21 protein-coding genes are annotated in these 23,255 nt (G+C 70.9%); 4 read left to right on the top strand and 17 right to left on the bottom strand.

All coding sequences use genetic code 11. The features are described from left to right. Window positions 1-51 precede the first annotated feature (51 nt). The 7 genes from groES to IT347_02450 form a co-directional block, all read right to left on the bottom strand. Window positions 52-342: a co-chaperone GroES gene (gene groES / locus IT347_02480; protein MCC6348440.1), complete on the bottom strand. Its 291-nt coding sequence runs from the start codon at window positions 340-342 to the stop codon at window positions 52-54. Window positions 343-720: 378 nt separating this feature from the next. Further along, window positions 721-1,773 (bottom strand): hypothetical protein, encoded by a 1,053-nt coding sequence (locus IT347_02475; protein ID MCC6348439.1) that lies wholly within the window; start codon window positions 1,771-1,773, stop codon window positions 721-723. Between the two features lie 124 nt (window positions 1,774-1,897). Next, window positions 1,898-3,253 carry a sigma-54-dependent Fis family transcriptional regulator gene (locus IT347_02470; GenBank protein MCC6348438.1) on the bottom strand — a complete coding sequence of 452 codons (1,356 nt, stop codon included), beginning with the start codon at window positions 3,251-3,253 and terminating at the stop codon, window positions 1,898-1,900. Between the two features lie 25 nt (window positions 3,254-3,278). Continuing rightward, a complete protein-coding gene (locus IT347_02465; protein ID MCC6348437.1) occupies window positions 3,279-3,764 on the bottom strand; it encodes a redoxin domain-containing protein in 486 nt (161 codons plus the stop codon). Between the two features lie 98 nt (window positions 3,765-3,862). Continuing rightward, a complete protein-coding gene (locus tag IT347_02460) occupies window positions 3,863-4,459 on the bottom strand; it encodes a 3'-5' exonuclease (GenBank protein MCC6348436.1) in 597 nt (198 codons plus the stop codon). Beyond that, window positions 4,456-4,959 carry a DUF255 domain-containing protein gene (locus IT347_02455; GenBank protein MCC6348435.1) on the bottom strand — a complete coding sequence of 168 codons (504 nt, stop codon included), beginning with the start codon at window positions 4,957-4,959 and terminating at the stop codon, window positions 4,456-4,458. Before IT347_02455 ends, IT347_02460 begins: the two co-directional genes overlap by 4 nt. 91 nt (window positions 4,960-5,050) lie before the next feature. Continuing rightward, a complete protein-coding gene (locus tag IT347_02450) occupies window positions 5,051-5,917 on the bottom strand; it encodes a metallophosphoesterase (protein MCC6348434.1) in 867 nt (288 codons plus the stop codon). Between the two features lie 176 nt (window positions 5,918-6,093). Here IT347_02450 and IT347_02445 point away from each other — a divergent pair, with 176 nt between their 5' ends. Beyond that, window positions 6,094-7,281: a hypothetical protein gene (locus IT347_02445; GenBank protein MCC6348433.1), complete on the top strand. Its 1,188-nt coding sequence runs from the start codon at window positions 6,094-6,096 to the stop codon at window positions 7,279-7,281. Between the two features lie 359 nt (window positions 7,282-7,640). Here IT347_02445 and IT347_02440 read toward each other — a convergent pair whose 3' ends face one another. After that, window positions 7,641-8,540 (bottom strand): histone deacetylase, encoded by a 900-nt coding sequence (locus IT347_02440; protein MCC6348432.1) that lies wholly within the window; start codon window positions 8,538-8,540, stop codon window positions 7,641-7,643. An 89-nt stretch (window positions 8,541-8,629) separates the two neighbouring features. Between IT347_02440 and IT347_02435 the strand changes: the two genes are divergently transcribed. From IT347_02435 to IT347_02425, 3 genes are read left to right on the top strand one after another with little or no spacing between them, the layout of a single operon-like run. Then, the gene (locus IT347_02435) at window positions 8,630-9,838 is read left to right on the top strand and encodes a hypothetical protein (protein ID MCC6348431.1); all 1,209 of its coding nucleotides are present in this window, start codon (window positions 8,630-8,632) and stop codon (window positions 9,836-9,838) included. Continuing rightward, the gene (locus IT347_02430) at window positions 9,835-10,566 is read left to right on the top strand and encodes an ABC transporter ATP-binding protein (GenBank protein MCC6348430.1); all 732 of its coding nucleotides are present in this window, start codon (window positions 9,835-9,837) and stop codon (window positions 10,564-10,566) included. Before IT347_02435 ends, IT347_02430 begins: the two co-directional genes overlap by 4 nt. After that, on the top strand, window positions 10,566-12,041 hold the full coding sequence (locus tag IT347_02425) for a hypothetical protein (protein MCC6348429.1): 1,476 nt from the start codon (window positions 10,566-10,568) through the stop codon (window positions 12,039-12,041). The genes IT347_02430 and IT347_02425 overlap by 1 nt, the downstream gene beginning before the upstream one ends. Here the strand turns inward: IT347_02425 and IT347_02420 are convergent. The 9 genes from IT347_02420 to IT347_02380 form a co-directional block, all read right to left on the bottom strand. Beyond that, the gene (locus tag IT347_02420) at window positions 11,977-12,864 is read right to left on the bottom strand and encodes a DMT family transporter (protein MCC6348428.1); all 888 of its coding nucleotides are present in this window, start codon (window positions 12,862-12,864) and stop codon (window positions 11,977-11,979) included. The genes IT347_02425 and IT347_02420 overlap by 65 nt on opposite strands. Beyond that, complete coding sequence (locus IT347_02415) at window positions 12,861-13,502, bottom strand: redox-sensing transcriptional repressor Rex (protein MCC6348427.1); 642 nt, start codon at window positions 13,500-13,502, stop codon at window positions 12,861-12,863. Before IT347_02415 ends, IT347_02420 begins: the two co-directional genes overlap by 4 nt. A gap of 7 nt (window positions 13,503-13,509) precedes the next feature. After that, window positions 13,510-16,026: a DNA gyrase subunit A gene (gene gyrA, locus IT347_02410; GenBank protein ID MCC6348426.1), complete on the bottom strand. Its 2,517-nt coding sequence runs from the start codon at window positions 16,024-16,026 to the stop codon at window positions 13,510-13,512. A 75-nt stretch (window positions 16,027-16,101) separates the two neighbouring features. Further along, the gene (locus tag IT347_02405; protein ID MCC6348425.1) at window positions 16,102-16,710 is read right to left on the bottom strand and encodes a hypothetical protein; all 609 of its coding nucleotides are present in this window, start codon (window positions 16,708-16,710) and stop codon (window positions 16,102-16,104) included. Beyond that, window positions 16,710-18,629 (bottom strand): DNA topoisomerase (ATP-hydrolyzing) subunit B, encoded by a 1,920-nt coding sequence (gene gyrB / locus IT347_02400; GenBank protein ID MCC6348424.1) that lies wholly within the window; start codon window positions 18,627-18,629, stop codon window positions 16,710-16,712. Before gyrB ends, IT347_02405 begins: the two co-directional genes overlap by 1 nt. A 23-nt stretch (window positions 18,630-18,652) precedes the next feature. Further along, window positions 18,653-18,958 (bottom strand): DUF721 domain-containing protein, encoded by a 306-nt coding sequence (locus tag IT347_02395; protein MCC6348423.1) that lies wholly within the window; start codon window positions 18,956-18,958, stop codon window positions 18,653-18,655. Then, complete coding sequence (gene dnaN / locus IT347_02390) at window positions 18,955-20,106, bottom strand: DNA polymerase III subunit beta (GenBank protein ID MCC6348422.1); 1,152 nt, start codon at window positions 20,104-20,106, stop codon at window positions 18,955-18,957. The genes IT347_02395 and dnaN overlap by 4 nt, the downstream gene beginning before the upstream one ends. A gap of 376 nt (window positions 20,107-20,482) precedes the next feature. Continuing rightward, window positions 20,483-21,880 carry a chromosomal replication initiator protein DnaA gene (dnaA, locus tag IT347_02385; protein MCC6348421.1) on the bottom strand — a complete coding sequence of 466 codons (1,398 nt, stop codon included), beginning with the start codon at window positions 21,878-21,880 and terminating at the stop codon, window positions 20,483-20,485. Window positions 21,881-22,363: 483 nt separating this feature from the next. After that, window positions 22,364-23,008: a hypothetical protein gene (locus IT347_02380; GenBank protein MCC6348420.1), complete on the bottom strand. Its 645-nt coding sequence runs from the start codon at window positions 23,006-23,008 to the stop codon at window positions 22,364-22,366. Window positions 23,009-23,255: the final 247 nt, after the last annotated feature.

Genomic DNA, 23,255 nt, shown 5'->3' with positions numbered 1-23,255 from the left:
TCGAAGGAAAGGTTCAGGCGCGGCGCCGGGGTCGGCGCGCGGCGCCGGCGATTACTTGCTGAGAACGCCGAGGACTTCGTCCTCGCGCAGGATCACGTACTCGGTGCCTTCGATCTTCACGTCGGTGCCGCTGTACTTGCCGATCAGCACGCGATCGCCCTTCTTGACCTCGGGCGCGATCCGCTTGCCGTCCTCCGTCAGGCGGCCGGGTCCGACGGCGACCACTTCACCCTCCTGCGGCTTCTCCTTCGCGGTGTCCGGAATGATGATGCCGCCGCGGATCGTCTCCTGCTCCTCGATCCGGCGGACCAGGATGCGGTCGGCGAGAGGCTGGACGTTCATCGCAGATTCCTCCTCGTGATGGGTGGGTTCGCCGCCCGCATCGCGTCGGGCCGCGCGAAGCGGTCGCGAATGCGCGTGGCGTTGTTGTGTCGGCGATTCGAATGGGCCGGCCTGCGAGGGTTGAATCCTTCGCGGCGCCCAACGCCGCACAAACTAATGTGCACGCGACGGTCGCTCAAGTTGGATTGTTGCCAACTCTTTCACGCGCGTAATTACAATGGTTTAGGCCGTGGCAAGCCCGGCGGACAGGAGCCGGCCAATGGTTGTCTTGCCAGAATGGCAACGCGCGTCTGGCGATCGGGTCGGCTTGCCGCAGTGGGGGACGACGGCCTTCGCGCGCGGAGCGTCAGCGCGGCGGCGGCGCCGCCGGCGGGCACCTCAGTGCTTCGGCGCCTCGAAGAGCGCGGTGCCGGCCTGGCCGTTCAGGTAGCCGGTGCTGAGCATGCCGAAGACGGTGACGCCCTGGCCGCGGCGCGGTGTCCGGCTGCGCGTGAACACGACCAGCGTGTCGCGGCCCTGGTGCAGGTAGTAGGCGTGGCCGCCACCCACCTCGAAGATCTCGCCGACGCGACCCGAGACGCGTACGTTCTGTCCGTCGTAGCGCGCGGCGTCGTGGCGGATGCCGGCGATGGAGATCGACTTCCCTTCGCGCGGCCAGAACAGCAGCGTCATCAGCAGCACCACGATCAGGCCGGCGAGCACCTGCACCTTGCGGTCCTCGCGCAGCATCTGCGGCAACTGCATCCACCAGGGCGCCGGTGCGTCCTTGAGATCGAACGCCTCGGGGGCCACGACCGTGTGGGGTTGCGCCGCGAGTTCCGCCGCGGCAGCGGCGGCTTCGGCGGCTTCGCGGGTCGCTCGCGCGCGTTCCTCGGCGTCGTCCATCGGAAAGTCGAGCGGACTCGCCGCGGCCGCCTGCGCGGCGCGCGCGCCGGCCGCCGGCGTCGCGGGTGCTTCGCGGTGGAGCATGGGCACGCTGTTGGCGCCCGGCTCCCACAGCATCGTGGGCCCGTGCGAGAGCGTGCCCGGTTCGTCCGGTTGAGCCGCCGGCGCTCCGGGCACGGTCCGCTTCGAGAGCGGGATTCCCGGCAGCGGAAGCCCGGCAGCGTCCGCGCCGGGTTCGTCGGGGCCGCCGGGCCGTGAAAGTCGTGGCGCCGGCATCTCGGCCGATGGAGGAAGCACGAGTCGCAGGGCCTGGGGTTCTTCGGCGCCCTCCTCCCGCCGCGGCCGCGAGTGGGAAGCCGGCGGCTCGGCGGCCGCGTCGGCGCCGGGGCGGAAGAGCTTCGGGGCGGGCGTCGCGTGTGCGTCGCGCCGCAGCAGCTCCGCCTCGAGACCTTCCTCCGGACCGCACAGCCAGTCGGCGCGCGCCTCGTCCTTCGGGGCGGGCGTGGCGTCGTCCGGCGGTTCTTCGATCGGGTCGGGCTGGCCCATCGGGCGATTCTCCGTGGCGGGGCTGACGGTCCAGCCGCGTTATCGGCGCCGGGCGTTGGCCGACTTGAGGTGGATTCCGGCCCCGCTCGCCCGGGCGGGGCGGACCCATTCGCGCTGGCGCCGTTCAGCGCCCGGAGTAGTCGTCGAGCTTGCGGTAGAGCGTGCGCAGGCCGATGCCGAGCATCGCCGCCGCCCTGGGCTTGCTGCCTCCCGCGTGGCGCAACGTGGACTCGATCAGCTGGCGCTCGGCCTCCGCGAGCGTCATGCCCACCTCGACGCGCAGCGGGGCGGCCGCGCGCGCCGGAGCGCGAAGGCGCTCGGGAAGCGCGCTGACGTCGAGCGCCCCGCGGCCGGGCGCGGCGACGAGCATCCCCTCGAGCGCGCTCTTGAGTTCGGTGATGTTTCCGGGCCAGTCCCAGGCCGCGAGTTGCTCCGTCGCGCCGCGCGTCAGGCGGCGCAGGCGGCGGCCGTGCTCGCGAGCGCTCTCGCGCAGGATCTCCTCGGCCAGCGCGGGGATGTCCTCGCGGCGGGCACGCAACGGCGGCAGGGTGATGCGCACCACGCCGAGGGCGAACAGCAGGTCCTCGCGGAACGCGCCCGCGCGCGCGTCGGCCGCGAGGTCGCGTGTCGTCGCGGCGACCGCGCGAACGTCCGCGCGCCGGGTGGCCGCGTCGCCGGGGCGCGTCACGGCCCGCTCCGTGAGCGCGCGCAACAGCAGGCTCTGCGCCCGCGCCGGCAGCGAGTCCACGCCGTCCAGGAACAGCGTGCCGCCGTCGGCCTGCTCGAAGCGGCCCTGCCGAGCGGGTGCGCCGCCGGAGGGCGCGGCTCCGAAAAGCTCAGCATCCACGAGCGAGTCGGGCAGCGCGGCGCAGTCCACCCACACGAACGGCCCCTCGCGGCGCGTGCTCGCGCGGTGCAGCGCGCGCGCGACGACGCTCTTGCCGGTCCCCGGCTCGCCCTCGACCAGCACCGCCGCGCGCGAGGAGGCGACCTGCCGCACCTGGTCGCGCACCCTCCGGATCGCCCGCGAGGGTCCGGCCAGCGCCCCGAGGCCGAAGCGTCGGTCGAGTTCGCCCTCCATGCGTGCGACACGCGCGGCGAGCGACTGATGTTCGAGCCCCCGGCGCAGTGCTTCGATCAGCCGGTCGTGGTGGAGTGGCTGTGCCTGCACGTCCCAGGCACCGCGGCGCATGGCCTCGACGGCCAGTTCGAAGTCGGGTCCGTCGCTGACCAGCACGACGACGGGCGAAGGACGCAGGTCGGTCGCGCGCGCGAGCACGGCGAGCCCGTCGATCCGCGACGAGCGCAACTCGCACACCACCGCGCTCGGGCCAGCCTTCTCGAGCGCCCCGAGGCCGCTCTCGCCATCGTGCGCGAACACCACCTCGAATCCGCGCGCCCGCAGGGCCGCAACCAGCGCGCGCGGACCGGTCGCGTCCTTCGCGACGACCAGCACCACGGGCGCTTCGCGGCTCGTCATGGCGGGACGGCGGGCCCGTCGCGCGTCAGTCGCGCGGCGCGGCGGCCAGCGCCGCGAGCGCGCGTTCCGGGCTCGGAACCTGCTCGATCGATTCGGGGTCGTCGCTGATCTCGCTCCAGACGAGGCGGCCTTCGCGGTTCACCAGGAACAGCGCGCGTCCGCTCGTGTCGGCGCGCGCATCGAGCACCCCGTAGGCGCGGCTCGTGTCGCGGCCCCAGTCCGAGAGCAGCGGAAACCCGAGCTTCAGCGCGCGTGCGAACGCGGCATTCGCGAAGTGGCTGTCCACGCTGACCCCCAGCACCGTGACGCCGGCCGCCTCGAGCTGCGGCAGCGCGGCCTGCAGTTCCGGCAGCTGGTGCGAGCACACGGGCGAAAACGCGAGCGGGAAGAACGCCACCAGCACGTGGCGCTCGCCGCGGAACTCCGACAGCGAATAGAAGACCCCGCCGGGGCCGCGCAGGCTGAAGTCCGGGGCTTCGGCGCCGGGCTCGAGGACGGGCTGGGTGGGCATGGGCGCTCCGGGTTCGGTGGGCGATGCGTTCGGCGCGGAGCCTAACACCCGGCCGGGCCGCGGCGCTCGCGCCGCCGGTGGAGGGCGACCGCGCGGACTCAGCGTCGGGCGGTCGCGCGCATCACGTCCTGGCTCACCGCCGCCAGCTCCGCGAGCGAGCGGATGCCCTTCTCGCGCTCCCAGCGCTGCACGAGCGCCAGCAGGAGCCGTGCGGTGGTGCGTGCGTCGCCCAGCGCCCGATGCGCCGGCTCGGGCGGCAGCCCGAGCCGCGCGGCCAGGGCTCCGAGCGAGTTGCCGCCGCTGCCCGCCAGCCCGCGCGCCAGGCCGAGGGTGTCCACGACCGGACCGAGCAGCGCCGGCGTCCCGGTCTCGCGGAACAACTGGTCGAGGAACGGCAGGTCGAATGGCGCGTTGTGAAAGACGAGGGTTTGTTCACCGCAGGCCTCGCGCAGTTCCCGCGCGACGACGCGCGGCTCCGGGGCCCGCGACACCATCTCGTCGGTGATGCCGTGCACGCGCGAGGCGTCGGGCGGGATCGCGCGCCCCGGGCGCACGAGGCTCGACCAGCCTTCGAGCAACACGCCGTCCACGATCCCGACGTGCGCCACCTCGACGAGCCGGTGACCGGACTCGGGCGACATGCCCGTCGTCTCGGTGTCCACCGCGAGCAGTCGCTGGCCCGCGAGCAGGCTCATCGCGCGGCGCCCTGCGCGGCGGAGCGCTTCACGAACTCGTCCCACTTCACTCCGCGCTCCATGTGGCCGTCGCCGACGTAGCGCAGCAGCAGCAGGAAGCGGCCGGCCTCGACGTAGCCGGGCACGTTGACCAGGTGTTCGCCGTCCGAGGTGAGAAACAGGCTCGTCGGATAACCCGAAACGTCGAACGACGAAGCGAGCGAGCGGGCCGTCATGCTGCGGCCGCGATACGTGACCGACTCCGAGCTCTCGGCGTTCAGGCGGATGGTGACGAACTTCCGGCTCAGGTAGCGGGCCACGTCCGCGCGGCCGTAAACGTCGCGATCCATCCGCCGGCACCAGCCGCACCAGTCCGTGTAGACGTCCACGAGGACCGGCCGGCCCGAGGCCGCCGCCGCCGAAAGGCCGGCGTTCCAGTCTCTCCATTCCACCGCCGCCGCGGAACCGGCGAGAGTGCACGTGAGCAACAGCGCGGGGAGCATGCGGGCGAGCATGGACATGAGGCCCTCTTCGGGGATGTTCGGGGAGCCCGCCGGGGTGCGAGATCGAGTGGAAAGCCTAGCCCGCCGCGACATCCCCCGCCAACCGACGTCAGAACGATGTGCGGTCTCGGGTGCCCGTCGCCGGCATCACCGTGTGCCGGAGGGTCTCGGCGGGACGCGCGGGGTCGAACCACACGGCCGCGAGATGCCGGCTCCCGAACTGTCCCGGGTTCACGAGGACCGTTTCGCCGAGGGTGTCCTTCCATGCGCCCGAAACGCGCGGCGACTCGTGGATGTGCCCGCTCAGCACGAGTCTCGGCCGGCGCTCCTCGACGAAGCGACGGATGGCCCGCGAACCGACATGGTGTCCCCCGTGCACGAGATCGCACTTCGTGCCGCGCGCCGGCGAGTGCAGCACGAACAGCGTTGCGGCCGGGTCGCAGGCGCCCGCGAGCATCGCGAGCGAGTCGGCGATCGTCGGCGTGCGGGCCGCGGGATCGAACGCGAACTCGCGTGCGCCTCCGGCTTCGCTCACCCAGCCGGCGAGCTGGGGCGGCGACTCCTCGCCGCCGTCCTCCCAGCGCTCCCAGTCCTTGAGCCGGAAAGGCGTGATCGGCACGAACGAGGATCCCGCGACGCGCACTCCGTCGAACTCCAGCACGCGCTCGTGCAGGACGTGCCACAGGTCGCCGTCGTGCCGGTCGAGCACGTCGTGGTTGGAGGCGCAGTCGTCGTTGCCCATGAGCAGCACGAGCGCCGTCTCCGGAGTGCGCTCGCGCAGCCGGCGGGCGAACTCGACGAGGAAGCCCTCGAGAAAGAGCCGGTGCCGGCGCACGCCCTCGGCGCCCGACGGGTGCGGCCCGAGGTCGCCGCCGAGGATCAGGACGCGAGGGCGGCCGGACTCCGCGAGCGCGAGCGCCTGTTCGTAGTAATCGCCCTGCCCGTGCAGGTCGGAGGTGAAGAGCCAGTCGGCCAAGCCGGTCTCCCGTGCGTGGGGTGAATGCGCCCGAAGGCTATAGGAGCGCGTCAGGACTGTTCAAACCCGTGAGTTTGCGCTTGAACCGCGCGCGGGCGGTCCGGATACTTTTCCTTCGCCCCGCCGCGCACCGTGCACCCGCACGCTCCCCGACTCCTCCACGAACGGAAATCTCCATGCGCCTGTCGTCCCTGATTCGCGTGCTCGCGCTCGCGGCCCTCGCGCCGGCGCTCGCGCAGGCCCCGGCGTCGGCGGCCCCGTCCCGAAATCTGCTCGCCAACCCGGGCTTCGAGCAGCGCCAGGCGGGTTCCGATTGGATGCCCGCGGCGTGGGATACCTCGAACGCCGGGCTCGAGACGGTGTTCTTCGGGCGCGACACCTTCATGGTCCACGGTGGCAACTACAGCGTGAACGTGGCGAACACGAGCACGCTCTACTGGATGGGCCACAACTGGAGCCAGACGATCCTCGTCGGCCGCGAGGCCTGGGGCAAGACCGCGGTCTTCTCGGTGTGGACCCGAACGAACGGACTGCAGGGCCGCGCCTACATCCTCGCGCAGGCCTATCGGGACACGGTCACGAAGATGGCCCAGATCTGGGGCGTGGCGCGCGACGAAGCCCTGAGCCGCCTGGGGCTGAATCCGCTCTCCGATCCGCTGCGGGACTTCGGCTGGCAGCGCATTCAGTTCGAGGACCCCCGGACCGACTGGGTGCGACGCGAGGCGCGGATCATCGTCCGGCCGGGCACCAACGTGCTGTTCGTCCGCTGCGGACTGCTCGGCACCGGCCAGGTCCTCTACGACGACGCATCCCTCACGCTCGAGCCGACCGCTCCGGAGCCCGCGATCGCCCCCGGTGTCAACGTGCTCGCCGACCCCGGATTCGAGGACGGCGCGCTCGCATGGGAGTGGTCCATTCCGCCCTTCGAGGGTGCGCGCATCGAGCCGGACACCACCGTCGCCCACTCCGGGCGCGTGAGCATGAAGTGTTCGCGGCTCGAGGACGGCGTCGTTTCGGCGCGCGCGGGTGTCTGCCAGCCGGTGCGTGCCGACGCGCTGCGCGGCAAGCGCGTGCGCATCAGCGGCTGGTTCCGCGGCGACAGCCTCACGGCGGGAGCGTTCGTTCTCGTCGCCTCGCACACGATCCAGGACAAGCAGGTTTCCGGCACCACGCAGCAGCTCACCGGCACGTTCGACTGGACCTACACCTCCACCGAGTTCGACGTGCCCGCGGACGCCGCGCTCATCTGGGCGTGGATGATGCTCAACGCGCCGGTGCACGGAACGCTTTGGATCGACGACGCTTCGCTCGAGATCCTCGGGCCGTCCGAGTCGAAACCCTCGACGGCGAAACGGAAACGCTGAGCCGGCGTCGCATCGGCTCTTGACGGACGGACGCGTGCGGGCACAGACTTTGGGCGCAGCCGGGCAGGGAGGCCTCCTTGGCAGGGAGCTCCCGACCCGATCCGGGACGTCGTTCGCTGCACGGCGTCCGCCCGAGGGACCAGGGGCGTGGAAGACCCGAGCGAGGTTTCCGCGCGAGGACTCGAGGGCCGTGCGGTGAAGGGGCTGCAGGCGTCCGAGTCACCCGGCCCCGGTGACGCCCTCTCGGGCGCAGTCACGGGAACCCCCCCTCCATTCCTTCCGCAACGGGAGACGGCCCTCCTCCTCCCGATCCCGCCCCCTCCGGGGAGTGGCGACACGTTTCCGCGCGCCCGAACTCCTCAGGACAGTCGCAGCGTGCGACGGCAGGTCGCCGCGTGAATGCGCACGGTGTCGTCCCGCTGCCGGGCGTAACCGCCGCCGAGCGTCGTCACCACCGGAATGCCGCGCGACGCGCATCCGGCCAGCACCCGCTCGTCGCGCGCCTCGAGTCCCTCGAACGTGAGCGCGAGTCCGCCCAGTTGATCGTCCCGGTAGGGATCGGCCCCTGCCTGGTAGAGCACCAGCTGGGGCTTGTGGGCCCAGACACGCTCGAGCGCCGGGTCGAGCGCGAGCAGGTAGGCCGCGTCGTCCGCGCCGTCGGCGAGCCCGACGTCGAGATCGCCCCGCTCCTTGGGTTCGGGATAGTTGTTCGTCTGGTGCAGCGAGAGCGTGAACACCTCCGGTTCGTCGCGAAAGACATGCGCCGTTCCGTTGCCCTGGTGGACGTCGAGGTCCACCACCGCGACGCGTTCCACGAGGCGCTCGGCCCGCACCGCGCACGCCGCCACCGCGAGATCGTTGAGGTAGCAGAAACCCTCGGCGTGCCCCGCGTACGCGTGGTGAAAACCGCCGCCGACGTGCGCCACCGCCCCGCGACGCAGCGCTTCGCGCGCGGCGAGCACGGTGCCCGAGGCGGCGAGTGCGGACGCGCGCACGATCGGCTCCTCGAGCGGCAACTCGGAATACATCGTTCGCACGGTCCAGCGCAGCGCTTCGAGGTCGTCGAGGTAGGCCGCTTCGTGGGCCAGCGCGAGCAGTTCGCGCGTCGCCGGAGGCGGCTCGAGCGCGTCCGCGCCACGCAGATCGCCCGAAGCCTCCAGGGCGCGGTACACGAGCCCGTACTTCTCGGTCGGAAAGACATGAGTGCCGAGATCGCACGCGTAGCCCCGGGACCACACCACCGCCGGTCGCGAGCTCATGCGCGCAGGATGACCGCGCCGCGCGCCGGCCGCAACGGGCCCGTGCGCCGCCATCGCCGCCGCCCATGAAGCCCGGAAATCCCTCACCCGTGACGGCCGCCGGCGCCTTCCGCGACCTGCGCCGTTCGCTCGTCCGGCGGCGACTGGCCGGCGCGGGAGCGCGGCTGCACCTCACGGTGGTCGCGATCACGGCGATCGTCTCGGCCTTCGCCTACTGGCGCGTTCGGATTCCGCTCGACAGCCTGCGTCGCAACCACGGCGCGCCGGCCGCGGAGCTGTTGCTGGGCGTCGTGCTGGCGGCGCTCGCGCTCGCCGCGGCGCTGCTCACGGCCGAACGCGTGGCCGCCATGCTCGATCGCAGGCCCGGCCCCGAGTGGCTGGCGCTGCCGGCCGAGCCCGCCCTCATGACCGCCCATCTTGCCGCCGAGGCCCGCCGGCCCGCGCTCGCCGTGCTTCCTCCCGCGGCGGCCGCGCTGCTCGCGGGTCTGGGGCTGCTGCCGGCCAGCTGGCTGTTCGCGTCCGGCGTCGCGTTCGCGTTCGCCTGGTCGCTCGCCACGCGCGCGGCCGCCACGCTCACACGACGCCTCTCGCGACCCGCGCGCGCCCCGGAGCGCCGCCTGACCGCGCACGCGGCGTGGCTCGCCGCGGAGCCCCGCCGCTCCGGCGCACCGCGCGTCGCGCCCGCGACCTGGGCCGCCGGCACGCCCGCGCGGGCGCTGCGGCGGCTCGACCGCCTCGCCTCCGCGAGGCCGGGCCCCTCACGCGTGCGGCTCGCGTTCGTGGCCGTGTTGGCGCTCGCGGGTCTCGCCGCCTGGTTCGACGGAGCCGAGCCGATGCTGCGCCGCGCGCAGGCCTTCGCGCTCTTCCTGCCCGTCTCCGCCTCGCTCGGACTGTGGGCGATCCGGCGCGCCTGCGCCGAGCCCGCGGACCTGCACCGGCCGCTGCCGATCTCGCTGGCCGACGCGTGGGGCGCGCGCGCGTTGCCGCTGGGCGCGGCGCTGGCGGCGATCGCGGCGGCGAACGCGCTGGCGGCGGCCGGCCTGCCGCCGGCGGCGCGGCTCGTGCTCGTTCCGGCGTGGGCGGCGATCGGATTCGCGCTCGCCGTGCTGGGACTCCATTGCTCCCTCACGCTGGTTCCGCAGGCGGACGCGGCCGAGTCGGTCTACCTGTCCTGGCTCGGCGTCGCGCTGGTCGCGAGCCTGATGATGCCGTTGCTCGGCTGGTTCGTGCTCGCCGCCGCGGTCGCGCATTCCTCGATTCGCCTGCCTGCCTGGTGGCGTCCGAAGGCGGCGCGATGATCGAGATCCGCGGCCTGCGACGCGAATACGGGGACCGGCTCGCGCTCGACAACGTCTCGCTCGACGTGCGGGCCGGCGAAATCGTCGGGTTGCTCGGCGCCAACGGCGCGGGCAAGAGCACGCTCCTGCGCGCCGCCGCCGGACTGCAGCCGCCGGATGCGGGCTCGGTGCGGATCGGCGGACACGACGTCTGGGCCGAGCCGCTCGCGGCACGTGCGAAGCTCGGCTACGCCGCCGAGGAGCCGACGTTCCACGAGGAGCTCTCCTCGGCCGAACACCTGGCCTTCGTCGCCGCCGTGCGCGGGCTCGCGCCCGACGGGGCCCGCGATCGCGCCCGCGAGCTGGCGCGGCGGCTCGACATGGACGAGCGGCTCGACGACCCCGTGCGCGGCTACTCGCACGGGATGCGCAAGAAGACCTCGTTCCTCGCCGCCATACTGCACCGGCCCGCCGTGCTGCTGTGCGACGAGGCGCTGGAAGGTTTCGACGCCCCCTCGGCCATCGAGGCCAAGGCCGAGTTGCGCGCGCTGGCGCGCGGCGGAACGGCCGTCCTGTTCTCCAGCCACGTCACCGAAACGGTCGAGAGGCTGTGCGACCGCGTCGTGCTGTTGCGCGCGGGCCGCGTCGCGGGCTCGCTGTCACGCGCCGACTGGGGCGCGCCCGACGAGCAGCATTCGCGGCTCGAGCGTCTGTTCCTCGACATCGTCCGTCCCGAAGGGAGTGCCTGATGTTCCGCCCGTCGTTCCCGCGTACGTTCGTCGCCGCCCTCGTGCTCGCGCTGGTGGGGCTGCTCCGCGCCGCGCTCTCCGCCGCCGAGCCGGCTTCTCCGGTTCAGAACCTGCTGTTCGCCGCGGACGATCCGGCCGACCTGCGCGCCCGACTGCTCGCGCACGCCGACTCGGTGAGCGCCGACGCGCTCGACGCCGGCGAGGCGTGGTACTGGGCCGGCGTCAGCTGGGAGCGGGCGGGCCACGCCGACAGCGCGCTCGTGGCGTTCGGGCGTGCGCGCGCGCTGCGCGGAAACCTCGAGGAGACGCTCGCGGAGATCGACCTGAGGATCGCGCGACGCTCCGCCGGGGATCTCGACAGCGCCGCGGCGCTCGCGGCCCGGCTCGCCGCCCAGCCCCTGGGCCGGCTCACGGACGAGGTGAGGTTGCGCGACGCCTGGATCCGCACCCAGCGCGGCGACGCCGCCGCACTTTCGCCCATCCTCGACGCGCGGCGCTCGCCCCTGTTCCGTCCGCACGCCGGCATCGCGCGGCGGCCGCTGTGGGCGTGGCGTTTCGCGCCGCTCGCGCTGGCCGCCGGCGACGGCGACGCGGCCTGGCGCCTCGCCTCGCCGCTGGTCGCCGACACGCGCGGGCGCGATCCCGAAGTGACCCGGCTCGCCCGCGCCGCCTCGGTCGGAAGGCCGATCGGCACCGACTACGACCACTGGCAGCAGTCGGCCATTCTCCGTGCGGACACGACCGAGCTCGCCGGGCTCGTCGGGCTCGGCGCCAGGTTGCTGACCGTGAAGGCTGAGGACGGTGCGGCGCTCGCCGCCTGGTATCTGCCGGGCCCCCGCGAAGCGCCGATCGCGGTCGTGACGGCGCCCATCGAGGGCGAAGCGCTCGTCGCCTGCGACAGCCTGATCGTGCAGTTGCGCCGTGGCGGTCTCGCCGTCGTCCTGCTCGATCCGCGCGGCGTGCGGCGCTCGGCCTCCGCGACCGAACCGGCGGCGTTGCTGCGCACCGACGGGCAGGACGGCACGCAGCGCCGGCTCGCCCGCGACCTGTCGGTGACCCTCTCGGTCGCCGCGCGGGCGGCTGGGACCGCCTCGCCCCGCGGGCTCGCGGTCGGAGTGGGGCCGGCGGCGATGGCCGCGGTGCTCGCCTCCGCGGACGACCCGCGCCTGCTCGCCGTGCTGCTCGCGGGCCCCGAGATCGCGCCGACCGAACGCGGCTGGCTGCGCGCGACGCTCGCGCGCTCCGGCACGCCGGCCTTCTTCGAGTCCGGACCCGAGAACGTGTTCGAGAACCTGGCGATCGAACGGATCGTCGCCGAACTGCCGCCCACGCAGACGCGCGTGGCCGACTCGCGCATGCCCGGCCACGGCGCGGCGCTCTTCCGCGCGGATGCCGCCGAGGGCGGCCGCGTCACGGCCTGGCTGGCCGGGATTCTGAAGCGCCCGCGCGCCACTCCACCATCACGACCGCGCTGAGGATGAGTCCGGCGCCCAGCCACCAGCGGGACTCGAATCGCTCGGCGCCGATCGTGAGCGCGAAGGCGACGGCGAACACCGGCTCGAGCGCGAACAGCAGCCCGATGCGCCCGGGCGGCAGGCGCCGCTGCGCCAGCACCTGCAGCAGCGGGGCGAGCATGCTGCCGGCGATCGCGAGATACCCGAACCGCAGCCACCCCTCCGTGCCGAGCGCGGCGAAGGCCGCGGGCGCCTCGCGCGCCGAAGGCGCGAGCGCGAGCGCGACGGTCAGCGCCTGGGCGCCCGTGAGCACGAGCGGGTCCGCCGCGGGCGCGAACCGGCCGAGCGCCACGACCTGCAGCGCGTAGATCGCCGCGCCGAGCAGCGTCAGCAGTTCCCCCCGCCCAAGGCGCAGGCCTTCCCGCAGCGACAGCAGCGCCGAGCCCGCAAGCGCCAGCGCGATCCCGGCGATGAGCATGCCTCCGGGTCGCTGGCCGAGCAGTGGCCAGGCCAGGAACGCCGCGAGCAGGGTTCCGGCGCAGGTCAGGAAGGCCGAGCTGCCGGCCGAGGTGAAGCGCAGGCCCTCGGCCTGGAAGTAGTAACCGCCCAGCATGAGCACCCCGGTGCCCAGGCCCGCCCACACGTCGCGAGCAGCCGGAGCGCGCCCGCGCGCCGCGACGAGGAGGGCGAAGACGGCGGCGGCCGCCGCGAAGCGCGCGCCCACCAGCATCGCTGGCGGAATCGCAACGACGGTGTCGCGGATCGCGACGAAGGTGCCGCCCCACAGCAGCGTCGCGGCGACCATGGCCGCGACCGCGGGGGCCTCGCCGCCCCGCGGGCTCACCCGGCCGCCCGCCTCCGGCGCGCCACGTGCGGCTGCGAGAGCGCGAACGACAGGCTCTCGAACTCGGTCGTCATGTCCACCGTGCGCACCCAGACCTCGTCGGGCACGCGAAGCTTGCGCGGCGCGAAGTTGAGGATGCCGCGCACGCCCGCCGCGGCGAGCGCGTCCGCCACTTCCTGCGCCGCGCGCACGGGCGTCGCGATGACGCCGATGTCGATCGCGTCCTCGGCCGAGAGTTGCGACACGTGCCGGACCGTCAGCACCCCCTCCGTGCGACCGACCTGCTTCGGGTCGGAGTCGAAGACGGCGACGATGTCGAAACCCTGCGATTCGAACCCGCGGTACGAGAGCAGCGCCGAGCCGATGTGCCCCGCCCCCACCACCGCGACCCGCCAGCGTCGGTCGAGGCCGAGGATCACGCGGATTTGGGAACGCAGATGCTCGACGCTGTAGCCCAGCCCCCGCCGTCCGAACGAACCGAAGCAGGACAGGTCCTTGCGCACCTGCGCCGAGGTGATGCCTTCGCGCTCGGCGAGCAGCTGCGACGAGACGACCTTGCCGCCCTCCGCCGCGACCTCCTCGAGGACGCGGTAGTAGTGCGACAAGCGGCTGACCGTGGATTCCGAGATCTTCGTCATGCGCGCGTCACGCCTCGACGGGTCCGTCCCCGGCGGCGGCGTTCTCGCCGTTGTCGCCGCCGTTGTCGTCGTCCTCCGAGACCACGCGCGTCACGCCCGACACCGCGTCGGGCAGCAGCTCGCCCTCGGCCGGCTCCGCGAGGTTCACGAGCCGCACGCCCTGGGTGTTGCGTCCGAGCACCGAGATCCCCTTGACCGGCATGCGGATCATCTGGCCCTGGCGGGTGATGATCATGAGCTCGTCGCCGTCCACGACCTCCTTCACCGCGACCACGTCGCCGTTCCGTTCGGTGGTCTTGATCGTGATGATGCCCTTGCCTCCGCGGTGCGACACGCGGTATTCGGCCAGTTCGCTGCGCTTGCCGTAACCGTTCTCGGTCACCGCCAGCAGCGTGGCCTGCCGCTTGACGCCGACCATGCTCACGACCTCGTCCTGCTCGTCGTCGAGCGTCACGGCTTTCACGCCGTAGGCGGTCCGGCCCATGGCGCGCACCTCGTTCTCGTGGAAGCGGATCGCGAGCCCCTTCTTCTTGGCCAGGATGACGTCCTGCGTGCCGTCGGTGATGACCGCCTCGATCAGCGCGTCGCCCTCCTCGAGCAGCACCGCGTTGATGCCCGCCTTGCGCACGTTGCCGTAGGCCGAAAGCACCGTCTTCTTGATGAGGCCCTTGCGCGTCGCGCACACGAGGTAGTGCTGGTCGTCGAACGTCTTGACCGCCACGACCGCCTGGACCTTCTCGTCCCGGCCGAGGCCCTCGAGGTGGTTCACCAGCGGGCGGCCCTTGGCCATGCGGCCGGCCTGTTCGATCTCGTGCACCTTGAGCCAGTAGCAACGGCCCCGGTCCGTCAGGAACAGCAGGTAGGCGTGCGTGTTCGCGACGAACAGGTGCTCGATGAAGTCGTCGTCCTTGGTGCGCGCCCCGATCACGCCCTTGCCGCCGCGGCGCTGCGCCCGGTACGCGGAAACCTCCTGCCGCTTGATGTAGCCCGCGTGCGAGATCGTGATCACCATGTCCTTCTGCTCGATGGTGTCCTCGTAGTTGATCTCGCCCTCTTCCGCCACGATCTGCGTACGGCGATCGTCACCGTACTTCTCGCGCAGGCGGCGCACCTCGTCCTGGATGATGCCGAGCATCTTCTTCTCGCTGGCCAGGATCGAGCGGAGCTTCTCGATGAGCTGGATGACCTCGAGATATTCCTTCTCGATCTTCTCGCGTTCGAGGCCGGTCAGGCGCTGCAGCCGCATCTCGAGGATCGCGTTGGCCTGGATCTCCGAGAGCTTGAACTCCTTCATCAGGCCTTCGCGCGCCGTCTCGGGATCCTTCGACTTGCGGATCAGCGCGATGACCGCGTCGAGGTGGTCCAGCGCGATCTTGAGACCCTCGAGGATGTGCGCGCGGCGCTCCGCCTCGGCGAGGTCGAACTCCGTCCGCCGGCGCACGACCTCGCGCCGGTGGCGGATGTACTGGTCGAGAATGGCACGCAGCGTCAGGACCTGCGGCCGGTTGTCCACCAGCGCGAGCATGATCGCGCCGATCGAGGTCTGCAGCGGCGTGTGGACGAACAGGTTGTTCAGGACGACCTTGGGATTCGCGTCCTTCTTGAGCTCGATCACGATGCGCATGCCGTCGCGGTCGGACTCGTCGCGGAGGTCGCTGATGCCGGCGACCTTCCCGTCGCGCACCATGTCGGCGATCTTCTCGAGCAACGAGCCCTTGTTCACCTGGAACGGGATCTCGGTGGCGACGAGGCTCATGCGGCCGCCCTTGCCCTCCTCCACCTGAACCCGCGCACGCACCTTCATGATGCCGCGGCCGCTGCGATAGCAATCGCGGATGCCCTGCGTCCCGTAGATGATGCCGCCGGTCGGAAAGTCCGGGCCGCTGACGATCTTGAGCAGCTCCTCGGTCTCCAGCTCGGGCCGGTCGATGATCGCGACGATCGCGTCGCAGATCTCTCGCAGGTTGTGCGGCGGGACCTCGGTCGCCATGCCGACGGCGATTCCCGAGCAGCCGTTGACGAGCAGGTTCGGCACCACCGACGGCAGGACCGTGGGCTCCTCGCGCGTCTCGTCGTAGTTCGGCCGGAAGTCCACCGTGTTCTTTTCGAGGTCGGCGAGCATCTCCATCGCCAGCGCGGTCAGGCGGGCCTCGGTGTAGCGCATGGCGGCCGGCGCGTCGCCGTCGATCGAGCCGAAGTTGCCCTGGCCGTCCACGAGCGGATAGCGAAGGACCCAGTCCTGCGCGAGGCGCACGAGCGTCGGGTACACGACGCCCTCGCCGTGCGGGTGGTAGTTGCCCGACGTGTCGCCCGCGATCTTGGCGCACTTGCGGAAGCCGCGCCCCGGCGCCAGGTTCAGGTCGTTCATCGCGACCAGAATCCGTCGCTGCGAGGGCTTGAGGCCGTCGCGGACGTCCGGCAGCGCGCGCGAGACGATGACCGACATCGAGTAGTTGATGTAACTGGTCTTCATCTCGTCTTCGATGTTCATCTCGACGATCTTCGACCGGTCGTTCAGCGCCATGTGGTCATCCTCTCCCCGTTACGCGGCCGCCGGCGATCCGGCGCGCATCCTGCGCACCCCGGCTCCTCCGCGCGATCATCGGTCGTTGTCGCCCCCGCCGGCCCAGCGGAACTGGATCGCGGCCGAGGCGTATCGCCCCACGTGTTGCCAGGCGGCCGCCTTGCTCTGGTCGAGGCGGTGGTAGTTGATTTCGACGCCCAGATCCCTGCCGCGCCCGAGCGAGCGCCGCACGTCCGCACCCAGACGGAACCCGACCGAGCTGCCGGCGGCGTAGGTCCGGCCGCGGCGATCGTCCTCGACGCGCCACGCGCCGAACGCACCCGAGACGCCCCCGGCCCACGGGCCGCGGCGCCACACGTCCGCGTCGGCGCGCCAGGCGGCGCCCCAGGCCCAGCGGTGCGATTCCGCCGCGGTGCCCAAGGGCGTGCCGTCGTTGGGGTCGTACAGCTGGACGAGCTCGGAGCCGATGTCGTCCGCGTACGCCTGCACACCGAAGCGCAGCCGCTCGGCGAACGGCCACATCACCGCCATCGAGAACGACACGCCGCCATCGCTCGGATGGCCGGTGACGGCGAACGTCCTGCCGCCCGCGAGCAGCAGCTCGGGAAGCGGGACGGCGGCACGCGCCCGTGGCGCTGCGGCCGCCGCGAGGAGCGCCGCCAGCAGGAGCGGTCGAATGCGCATCAGACGTCCAGGTTCTGCACCGAGAGCGCGTTTTCCTCGATGAACTGGCGGCGCGGTTCGACCTGTTCGCCCATCAGGATCGTGAAGATGCGGTCGGCCTCGACCGCGGCGGCGGTGGTGACCCGCACGAGGGTGCGGGTCTCGGGGTTCATGGTCGTGCGCCAAAGCTGGTCGGGATTCATTTCGCCGAGCCCCTTGTAGCGCTGGACGAGCACGTTCTTCTTTCCGATCCGCGCGATCGCCTCCTCGCGCTCCTTTTCGTCGAAGCAGTAGATCTCATCCTTGCCCGACTTGACGAGGAACAGCGGGGGCTGCGCGATGTACACGTGGCCCGCGTCCACGAGCGGCTTGAGCTCGCGGAACAGGAACGTCAGGAGCAGCGTGCGGATGTGGGCGCCGTCCACGTCGGCGTCCGCCATCAGGATGATCCGGTGATAGCGCAGCCGGGCGATGTCGAACTCGTCCTTCACTCCGGCGCCGAGCGCGGTGATGATGCTGCGGATTTCCTCGTTGGCGAGGATCTTGTCGATGCGCGCCTTCTCGACGTTCAGGATCTTGCCGCGGATCGGCAGGATCGCCTGGAAGCGGCGGTCGCGGCCCTGCTTGGCGCTGCCGCCGGCCGAGTCGCCCTCGACGATGTAGAGCTCGCACTCCTCGGGGTTGTCCCACGCGCAGTCCGCCAGCTTGCCCGGCAACGAACCGCCGTCGAGGATGGTCTTGCGCCGCGCCAGGTCGCGCGCCTTGCGCGCGGCCTCGCGGGCCCGCGCGGCCGCGACCATCTTGTCCACGATCTTGCGGGCGACGGACGGGTTCTCCTCGAAGTACTCGCGCAGCCCCTCGCCGACGACGCTTTCGACCGCGCCCTTGATCTCGTGGTTGCCCAGCTTGGTCTTGGTCTGCCCCTCGAACTGCGGGTTCTGCATCTTGATCGAGATGACCGCGGTGAGCCCCTCGCGCACGTCCTCGCCCGAAATGTCGGCCTTGACGTTCTTGGTCAGGCCTTCGCGGCTCGCGTAGTTGGTGAGCGTCCGAGTGAGCGCGGCGCGGAACCCCCCGACGTGGGTGCCGCCCTCGATCGTGTTGATGTTGTTCACGAACGACAGCAGCGTCTCGGCGTAGCTGTCGTTGTACTGGAACGCCACCTCGACCGACACGTTGTCGCGCTCGCGCGAGAAGAACACCGGCTTGGCGTGCAGCGCCTCCTTGTTCTGGTTCAGGAACTTGATGAACTCGACGATGCCGCCCTTGTACTGGTACTCGGCGCCCTTGCCCGTCCGTTCGTCCTTGAGCCCGATCAGCAGGCCGCTGTTCAGGAACGCGAGCTCGCGCAGCCGCACGACGACCGTGTCGTAGTGGAAGTCGGTGACCTCGAAAATGGTGTGGTCCGGCTTGAAGCGCACCGTCGTGCCGGAGCCCTTTTCGCGCTTCTCGGCCGGACGCGACTTCATGTCGTACTTCGGCGCGCCGCGCTCGTACTCCTGGGTGTACAACCGGCCGTCGCGCAGAACCTCGACCAGGCACGACTCCGAGAGCGCGTTCACGCACGAGACGCCGACGCCGTGAAGGCCGCCCGAGACCTTGTACGAGTTGCTGTCGAACTTGCCGCCGGCGTGCAGGGTGGTCATGACCACCTCGAGCGCGGGCTTGCCGGTGGTCGCGTGCAGATCGGTGGGGATGCCGCGGCCGTTGTCGCGCACGGTCACGCTCCCGTCCTTCTCGATCGTCACCGAGATTTCGGTGCAGAAGCCGGCGAGGGCCTCGTCCACGGCATTGTCCACGACTTCCCAGATCAGGTGGTGAAGCCCCCGCGCGCCGATGTCGCCGATGTACATGGCGGGGCGCTTGCGGACCGCCTCGAGTCCCTCGAGGACGGTGATGCTGGTCGCGTCGTAGTGATGGCCCTTTCGGTCTTCCGTCAACGTCGCGTCTCCTTCCTGTGTCCTCAACGCCGGATCCCTCCGCGTGCCGCAACGAACCGCACCTCGCGCACGACCTTCGCGCCCGCGGACTGGTTCGCTCGCTCCACGAGCTCTCGCTTGAGGAAGCCGAGCTCGTGCATCCAGGCCGATCCTTCGACCTCGATCGTCATGACGCCGTCCCGATAACCGACCGCGCGCGTCCGGCGCGCGATCCTCTCTCCCGCCAGCACCGGCCACTGCTCGACGACGCTCCAGCCCGCCGCGGTCTCGTCCAAACGGAGATTCCGCAGCACGTCCGCGACGATCGCCGCCACCGGCTTCATGCTCATCCCGCCGCGTCCGGAAGCCGCAGGGGCATGATCAGGCACAGCAGCTTCTCGTCCGCCTGCGGCGGCGCGCCCACCGGCTCGAGGATGCCGGCGGACAGCGCGGTCTTGAGGCGAACCACCACGCGCTCGGTCGGAATGCTGCGAAGGATCTGGAGCAGGTACTTGGCGTTGTACCCGATTTCCATGTCCTCGCCCTTGTACTCGGCCTCGACGCTCTGCTCGCCGGCTCCGAAATCGGCGGTCGCAGACGACACGGAGAACTTGCCGTCCCGGAGCGAGAATCGAATCTGCTGTGTGCTGGTGTCCGCGTGCGACGCGACGATGTCCACCGCCTCGATGAGGTCGCCTCGCGAAACCACGAGTTCGCGGGGATTGTCCTTCGGGATCACCTGTTCGTAGTTCGGGTACGGACCCTCGATCAACCGCGCGAACACCTGAACGTGGTACTCGCCGACCTGCGTCGAGAAGCCCGCGTGGTTCCGGCCGTCGGCGACGCGCATCTCGACGGGGCTCGTCGCCTCCTGTGCGAACTTGCTGACCGTCGCGAACACGCGCGCCGGCACGATGACTCCTTCCTTCGACAGCTCTCCGAACGATCCGTCGCGCGTGCTCCTCGCGAGACGGTGGCCGTCGGTCGCCACGAAGGCGATGTGCTGGTCGCCGCCGTGGACGAATACGCCATTGAGCTGCGGGCGGGCCGGCTCGTCCGAGGTCGCGTAGGCGGTACGCTCGACCATTCGGGCGAGCGCGTCGCCTTCGAGCGTGAGGGTCGTGCCGCCCTTGAGCTCGGGTACGCGGGGAAACTCGTCCGGCGCCTGGATCGGGAATCGCGACCAGCCCTTGCCGTCGCCGTACTTCACCTCGCACTGGTTGCCCGATTGCGTGAGCGTGACGGCACCCTTGGGCATCTTGCGAACCACCTCGTGGAAGTGCCGCGCGACGACCGCCGAACGCCCGGGGGAGCGAACCGTGCAGGGCACGAGGACGGAGGTGGTCACGTCCATGTCGGTCCCCGTCACGCGCAGGCCGTTCTTGTCGGCTTCCAGGAGGACGCAGTTCAGGATGGGCTGGGTGCTTCGCTGCTGAACCGATCCAAGGGCCCGACCGACGGCAAAAACCAGATCGCCCTGCTGGATGGTGAGGTCCATTCGGTCACTCCCTGACAAGTAGGAACTTCATGTCGTTCCGCAGCTTCCGCCGTCGCGAGTCGGGCCGCGCGAAGGGGCTTGGAGGAAGGCGGCTGCATCATAGGCAGCGAATACCGGGGCTGCAAGCGATTTCAAGCCCAGGGAAAGGCTTCTAACTACTTGTTTTTTCAAGTAATTAGAAACCTAGTAGTAGTAGGCGCCGTGGAGTTTGTGGAGATCGGCACGAGGACCGCGCCAAGCGCCTTGTGGTCAAGGTCTTCGGGCGATCCGGCAGGCCGTGGACAAGCGCCGCGCTTTCCACGACAAACCGGCCGCCCTCCGACGCACTTCCGACCCGGGAGCCGTTCTCCCCAGCCGTCCACAGGTTACTCACCGCTCATCCCGAGGCGAGCGTGGAAATCAGGCCGTTGACCTTCTCGCGAAAGGCGTCCTCGGTGTTGATCCGGTCCGCGATCTTCTCGCACGCGTAGATGACGGTCGTGTGGTCCCGGCCCCCGAACGCCCGCCCGATCTCGGCGAGCGAGAGGTCGGTGAGCTGGCGCATCAGGTACATCGCCACCTGCCGCGGCAACGCGACCGCCTGCGTTCGGCGCTTGCCGACCAGCGCCTCGCCCTTCACCCCGAACTTCTCCCCCACGGCGGTCAGGATGCGCTCGGGCTGCAGGTGGTCGGGCTCGACCCCGACGTACTGGCCCAGAACCTCCTCGGCCAGATCGAGCGTGATTTCCTGCTTCACGAGCGACGCCCAGGCGAACAGCCGCACGAGGCAGCCTTCCAGTTCGCGCACGTTGCCCCGGACGCGGTCGGCGAGCAGCAGCAGCACGTCGTCCTGCAGGCGGACCCCCGCGCCCTCCTGCTCGCAGCGGTTCCGCAGGATGGCGATTCGGGTCTCGAGATCCGGTTGCTGGAGGTCGGCGACGAGCCCCTGGTTGAAGCGCGAGATCAGGCGCTCCTCGAGATGGCCGATGTCGCGAGGCGCCTTGTCGGCGGACACGACGATCTGCTTGTGCGCGTCGCGGAGCGCGTTGAACGTGTAGAAGAACTCCTCCTGGGTGCTCTCCTTGCCGGCGAGGAACTGAACGTCGTCGAGGAGCAGCACGTCGATGTTCCGGTAGCGGTTCCGGAACGTCAGCGTCTGGCCGCGCTGGATCGCGAAGATCATCTCGTTCGTGAAGCGCTCGGCCGGCACGTACTGGACGCGCGCTTCAGGACGGGCGTTCTTCACCGCGTGCCCCACGGCGTGCAGCAGGTGCGTCTTGCCCAGGCCCGAGCCGCCGTAGATGAACAGCGGGTTGTAGACCTCGCCCGGCCGTTCGGCGACCGCGCGGCAGGCCGCGTGGGTGAAGCGGTTGCTCCCGCCGACGACGAACGACTCGAAGGTCAGGCGGGGGTTGAGTGGGTTCTCGGCCCACGGACGGTTCGCGTGTGCGGCCGCGTTCGCCCCGCCCGGCGCCGGCGAGGCCGACGCGGGCCTGGCGGGGGCGGGTGGCGCGGGGGCGACGAGTTCGCGTGGAGTGAAGCGCACGCGGGGCGTCGTGCCCAGGACTTCATGCAGGGCGACACGCAGGGTCGAGAGGTGGTGTTCGTGGATCCAGTCCACGAAGAACGCGTTGGGGACTTCGAGATCGACCAGCTGGGGCGTGAGCTCGCGGGCCACGATCGGCCTGATCCAGGTTTCGAACGCCTGGTGACTGACGAGCCTTGACCTGACAGACAGGAGGACCTGCTCCCAGAGACGCGTCCGCTCCTCCGGTTGCACTGGCGGGACGGCCATATCCACGGTCCTTGCAGAAATGGTTTGAAGCTTTCTCCACAGGGTTCGAGGCGGCGAGAACGGCGTTCAATCGCGGTCGCGGGCCTTGGGGAGGGGGCGGTTGTGGAAACCTGAAGCGGGAACTACTCACATTGAACTGAAACTATGGAAAGCCAAGCGAACAAGAGGTTTGAGTGTCGTCGATAGGTGTGTCCTCCACAGGTTATCCACACGGGGGCCGGGATGGCGATGCTCGGCACCACCACGGCATGGCAGCCAATGGCGCGCCAGCCATGTAACTTGTTATTTTGTATTGTTTTGCCGGTCATGCCGAGAGGTCTCGCGCGTGGCCGGCACGAGCCGGCCTTCGCGAGGGGCGAGAGGCTAGCACTGGCCAAAAGGCGTCACAAGGACCGAAACCTGATGCGGCAAGGCCATGCATGGCAATCGCTTGTGAACCACGCGGCGATCGGCCCACGCGGTGGCCCTGGCGGTGCCGCCGGCTCAGAACGGGAAGTTGGCCCCCACGGTCAACTTGAGATCGTCGTTGATGCGGTCGCTGACCGCCACGCCGAGCTCGAGCACCAGCCGGATGTCCGGGTTCGGAGCGTACTCGGCGCCGAAACGCAGGGGCACCGAGACGTCGGTGTCGTTGGCGTTGTTGAGATCGCTGCGCGTGAAGAGCAGCAACGCTCCCACATAGGGCGTCACGTTGGCACGCCCGGGGCTGCCGAACGTGCGGCTCGCCACCGCCTGGGGCCCGATGCTGAGCAGGTTGAAGTCCTCGGCGGAACTGACCCCGAGGGCGGCGCCGAGCGACAGGTCGAAGGGCGCCGCGTCGCCGCGGTGGACGACCATGCCCTTGAAGTCGCCGCCGACCTTGATCGAGGTGCGCGAGCGGTCGAGCACGCTGACCCGCGAGAGCCCGCCCTGGAAACCGAAGTCCACGTTCGGATAGAAGCTGAGCCGCAGCTGCGCGAGCAACTCGGACTCGCTGCGAGTGAACGAGCCGTAGGCGCCGAACAGGCGCGTGTTCATGCCGAGCGTGGTGGCGCCGGAATACTGGCCGAACGCCTGGGCGCGGGCGCCGGCCGCCGCCAGCGTCCCTGCCACGGCGAGGGCGACGAAGAGCACGAAGGACTTCTTCACGAAGATCTCCCTTGTGGACGGTTCATCCCTGAACGCGCGGGGAGCGGCACGTCCCAACCTGCCAACACCCCGCGGCGCGGTCAAGCGCGGCGCGCCCGCCGCAATTCCTGGCCCGACCTGTTCATGAACCGTGAGCCGAGAGTGACGGATGCCCGTGAAGCGCAAGGAGCAGGGCTGGCCAGCGACGCAGTCGTGTCGGTGACACGTCGAGGAAGCTGGCCAGCCCTGCGACGCAGCGATTCGCGGG

It is taken from the genome of Candidatus Eisenbacteria bacterium, assembly GCA_020847735.1.
In the GTDB taxonomy this organism is placed as follows: Bacteria; Eisenbacteria; RBG-16-71-46; order RBG-16-71-46; family RBG-16-71-46; genus CAIXRL01.
Note: the sequence above shows the minus strand (reverse complement) of the source record. Positions and strands in the feature narration are given on the sequence as shown.

What these genes read in the sequence shown, in the direction of transcription:
- groES (MCC6348440.1), bottom strand. Translation starts at nt 342, where the DNA reads ATGAACGTCCAGCCTCTCGCCGACCGCATCCTGGTCCGCCGGATCGAG.
- IT347_02475 (MCC6348439.1), bottom strand. Translation starts at nt 1,773, where the DNA reads ATGGGCCAGCCCGACCCGATCGAAGAACCGCCGGACGACGCCACGCCC.
- IT347_02470 (MCC6348438.1), bottom strand. Translation starts at nt 3,253, where the DNA reads ATGACGAGCCGCGAAGCGCCCGTGGTGCTGGTCGTCGCGAAGGACGCG.
- IT347_02465 (MCC6348437.1), bottom strand. Translation starts at nt 3,764, where the DNA reads ATGCCCACCCAGCCCGTCCTCGAGCCCGGCGCCGAAGCCCCGGACTTC.
- IT347_02460 (MCC6348436.1), bottom strand. Translation starts at nt 4,459, where the DNA reads ATGAGCCTGCTCGCGGGCCAGCGACTGCTCGCGGTGGACACCGAGACG.
- IT347_02455 (MCC6348435.1), bottom strand. Translation starts at nt 4,959, where the DNA reads ATGTCCATGCTCGCCCGCATGCTCCCCGCGCTGTTGCTCACGTGCACT.
- IT347_02445 (MCC6348433.1), top strand. Translation starts at nt 6,094, where the DNA reads ATGCGCCTGTCGTCCCTGATTCGCGTGCTCGCGCTCGCGGCCCTCGCG.
- IT347_02440 (MCC6348432.1), bottom strand. Translation starts at nt 8,540, where the DNA reads ATGAGCTCGCGACCGGCGGTGGTGTGGTCCCGGGGCTACGCGTGCGAT.
- IT347_02430 (MCC6348430.1), top strand. Translation starts at nt 9,835, where the DNA reads ATGATCGAGATCCGCGGCCTGCGACGCGAATACGGGGACCGGCTCGCG.
- IT347_02425 (MCC6348429.1), top strand. Translation starts at nt 10,566, where the DNA reads ATGTTCCGCCCGTCGTTCCCGCGTACGTTCGTCGCCGCCCTCGTGCTC.
- IT347_02415 (MCC6348427.1), bottom strand. Translation starts at nt 13,502, where the DNA reads ATGACGAAGATCTCGGAATCCACGGTCAGCCGCTTGTCGCACTACTAC.
- gyrA (MCC6348426.1), bottom strand. Translation starts at nt 16,026, where the DNA reads ATGGCGCTGAACGACCGGTCGAAGATCGTCGAGATGAACATCGAAGAC.
- IT347_02405 (MCC6348425.1), bottom strand. Translation starts at nt 16,710, where the DNA reads ATGCGCATTCGACCGCTCCTGCTGGCGGCGCTCCTCGCGGCGGCCGCA.
- IT347_02395 (MCC6348423.1), bottom strand. Translation starts at nt 18,958, where the DNA reads ATGAGCATGAAGCCGGTGGCGGCGATCGTCGCGGACGTGCTGCGGAAT.
- dnaN (MCC6348422.1), bottom strand. Translation starts at nt 20,106, where the DNA reads ATGGACCTCACCATCCAGCAGGGCGATCTGGTTTTTGCCGTCGGTCGG.
- dnaA (MCC6348421.1), bottom strand. Translation starts at nt 21,880, where the DNA reads ATGGCCGTCCCGCCAGTGCAACCGGAGGAGCGGACGCGTCTCTGGGAG.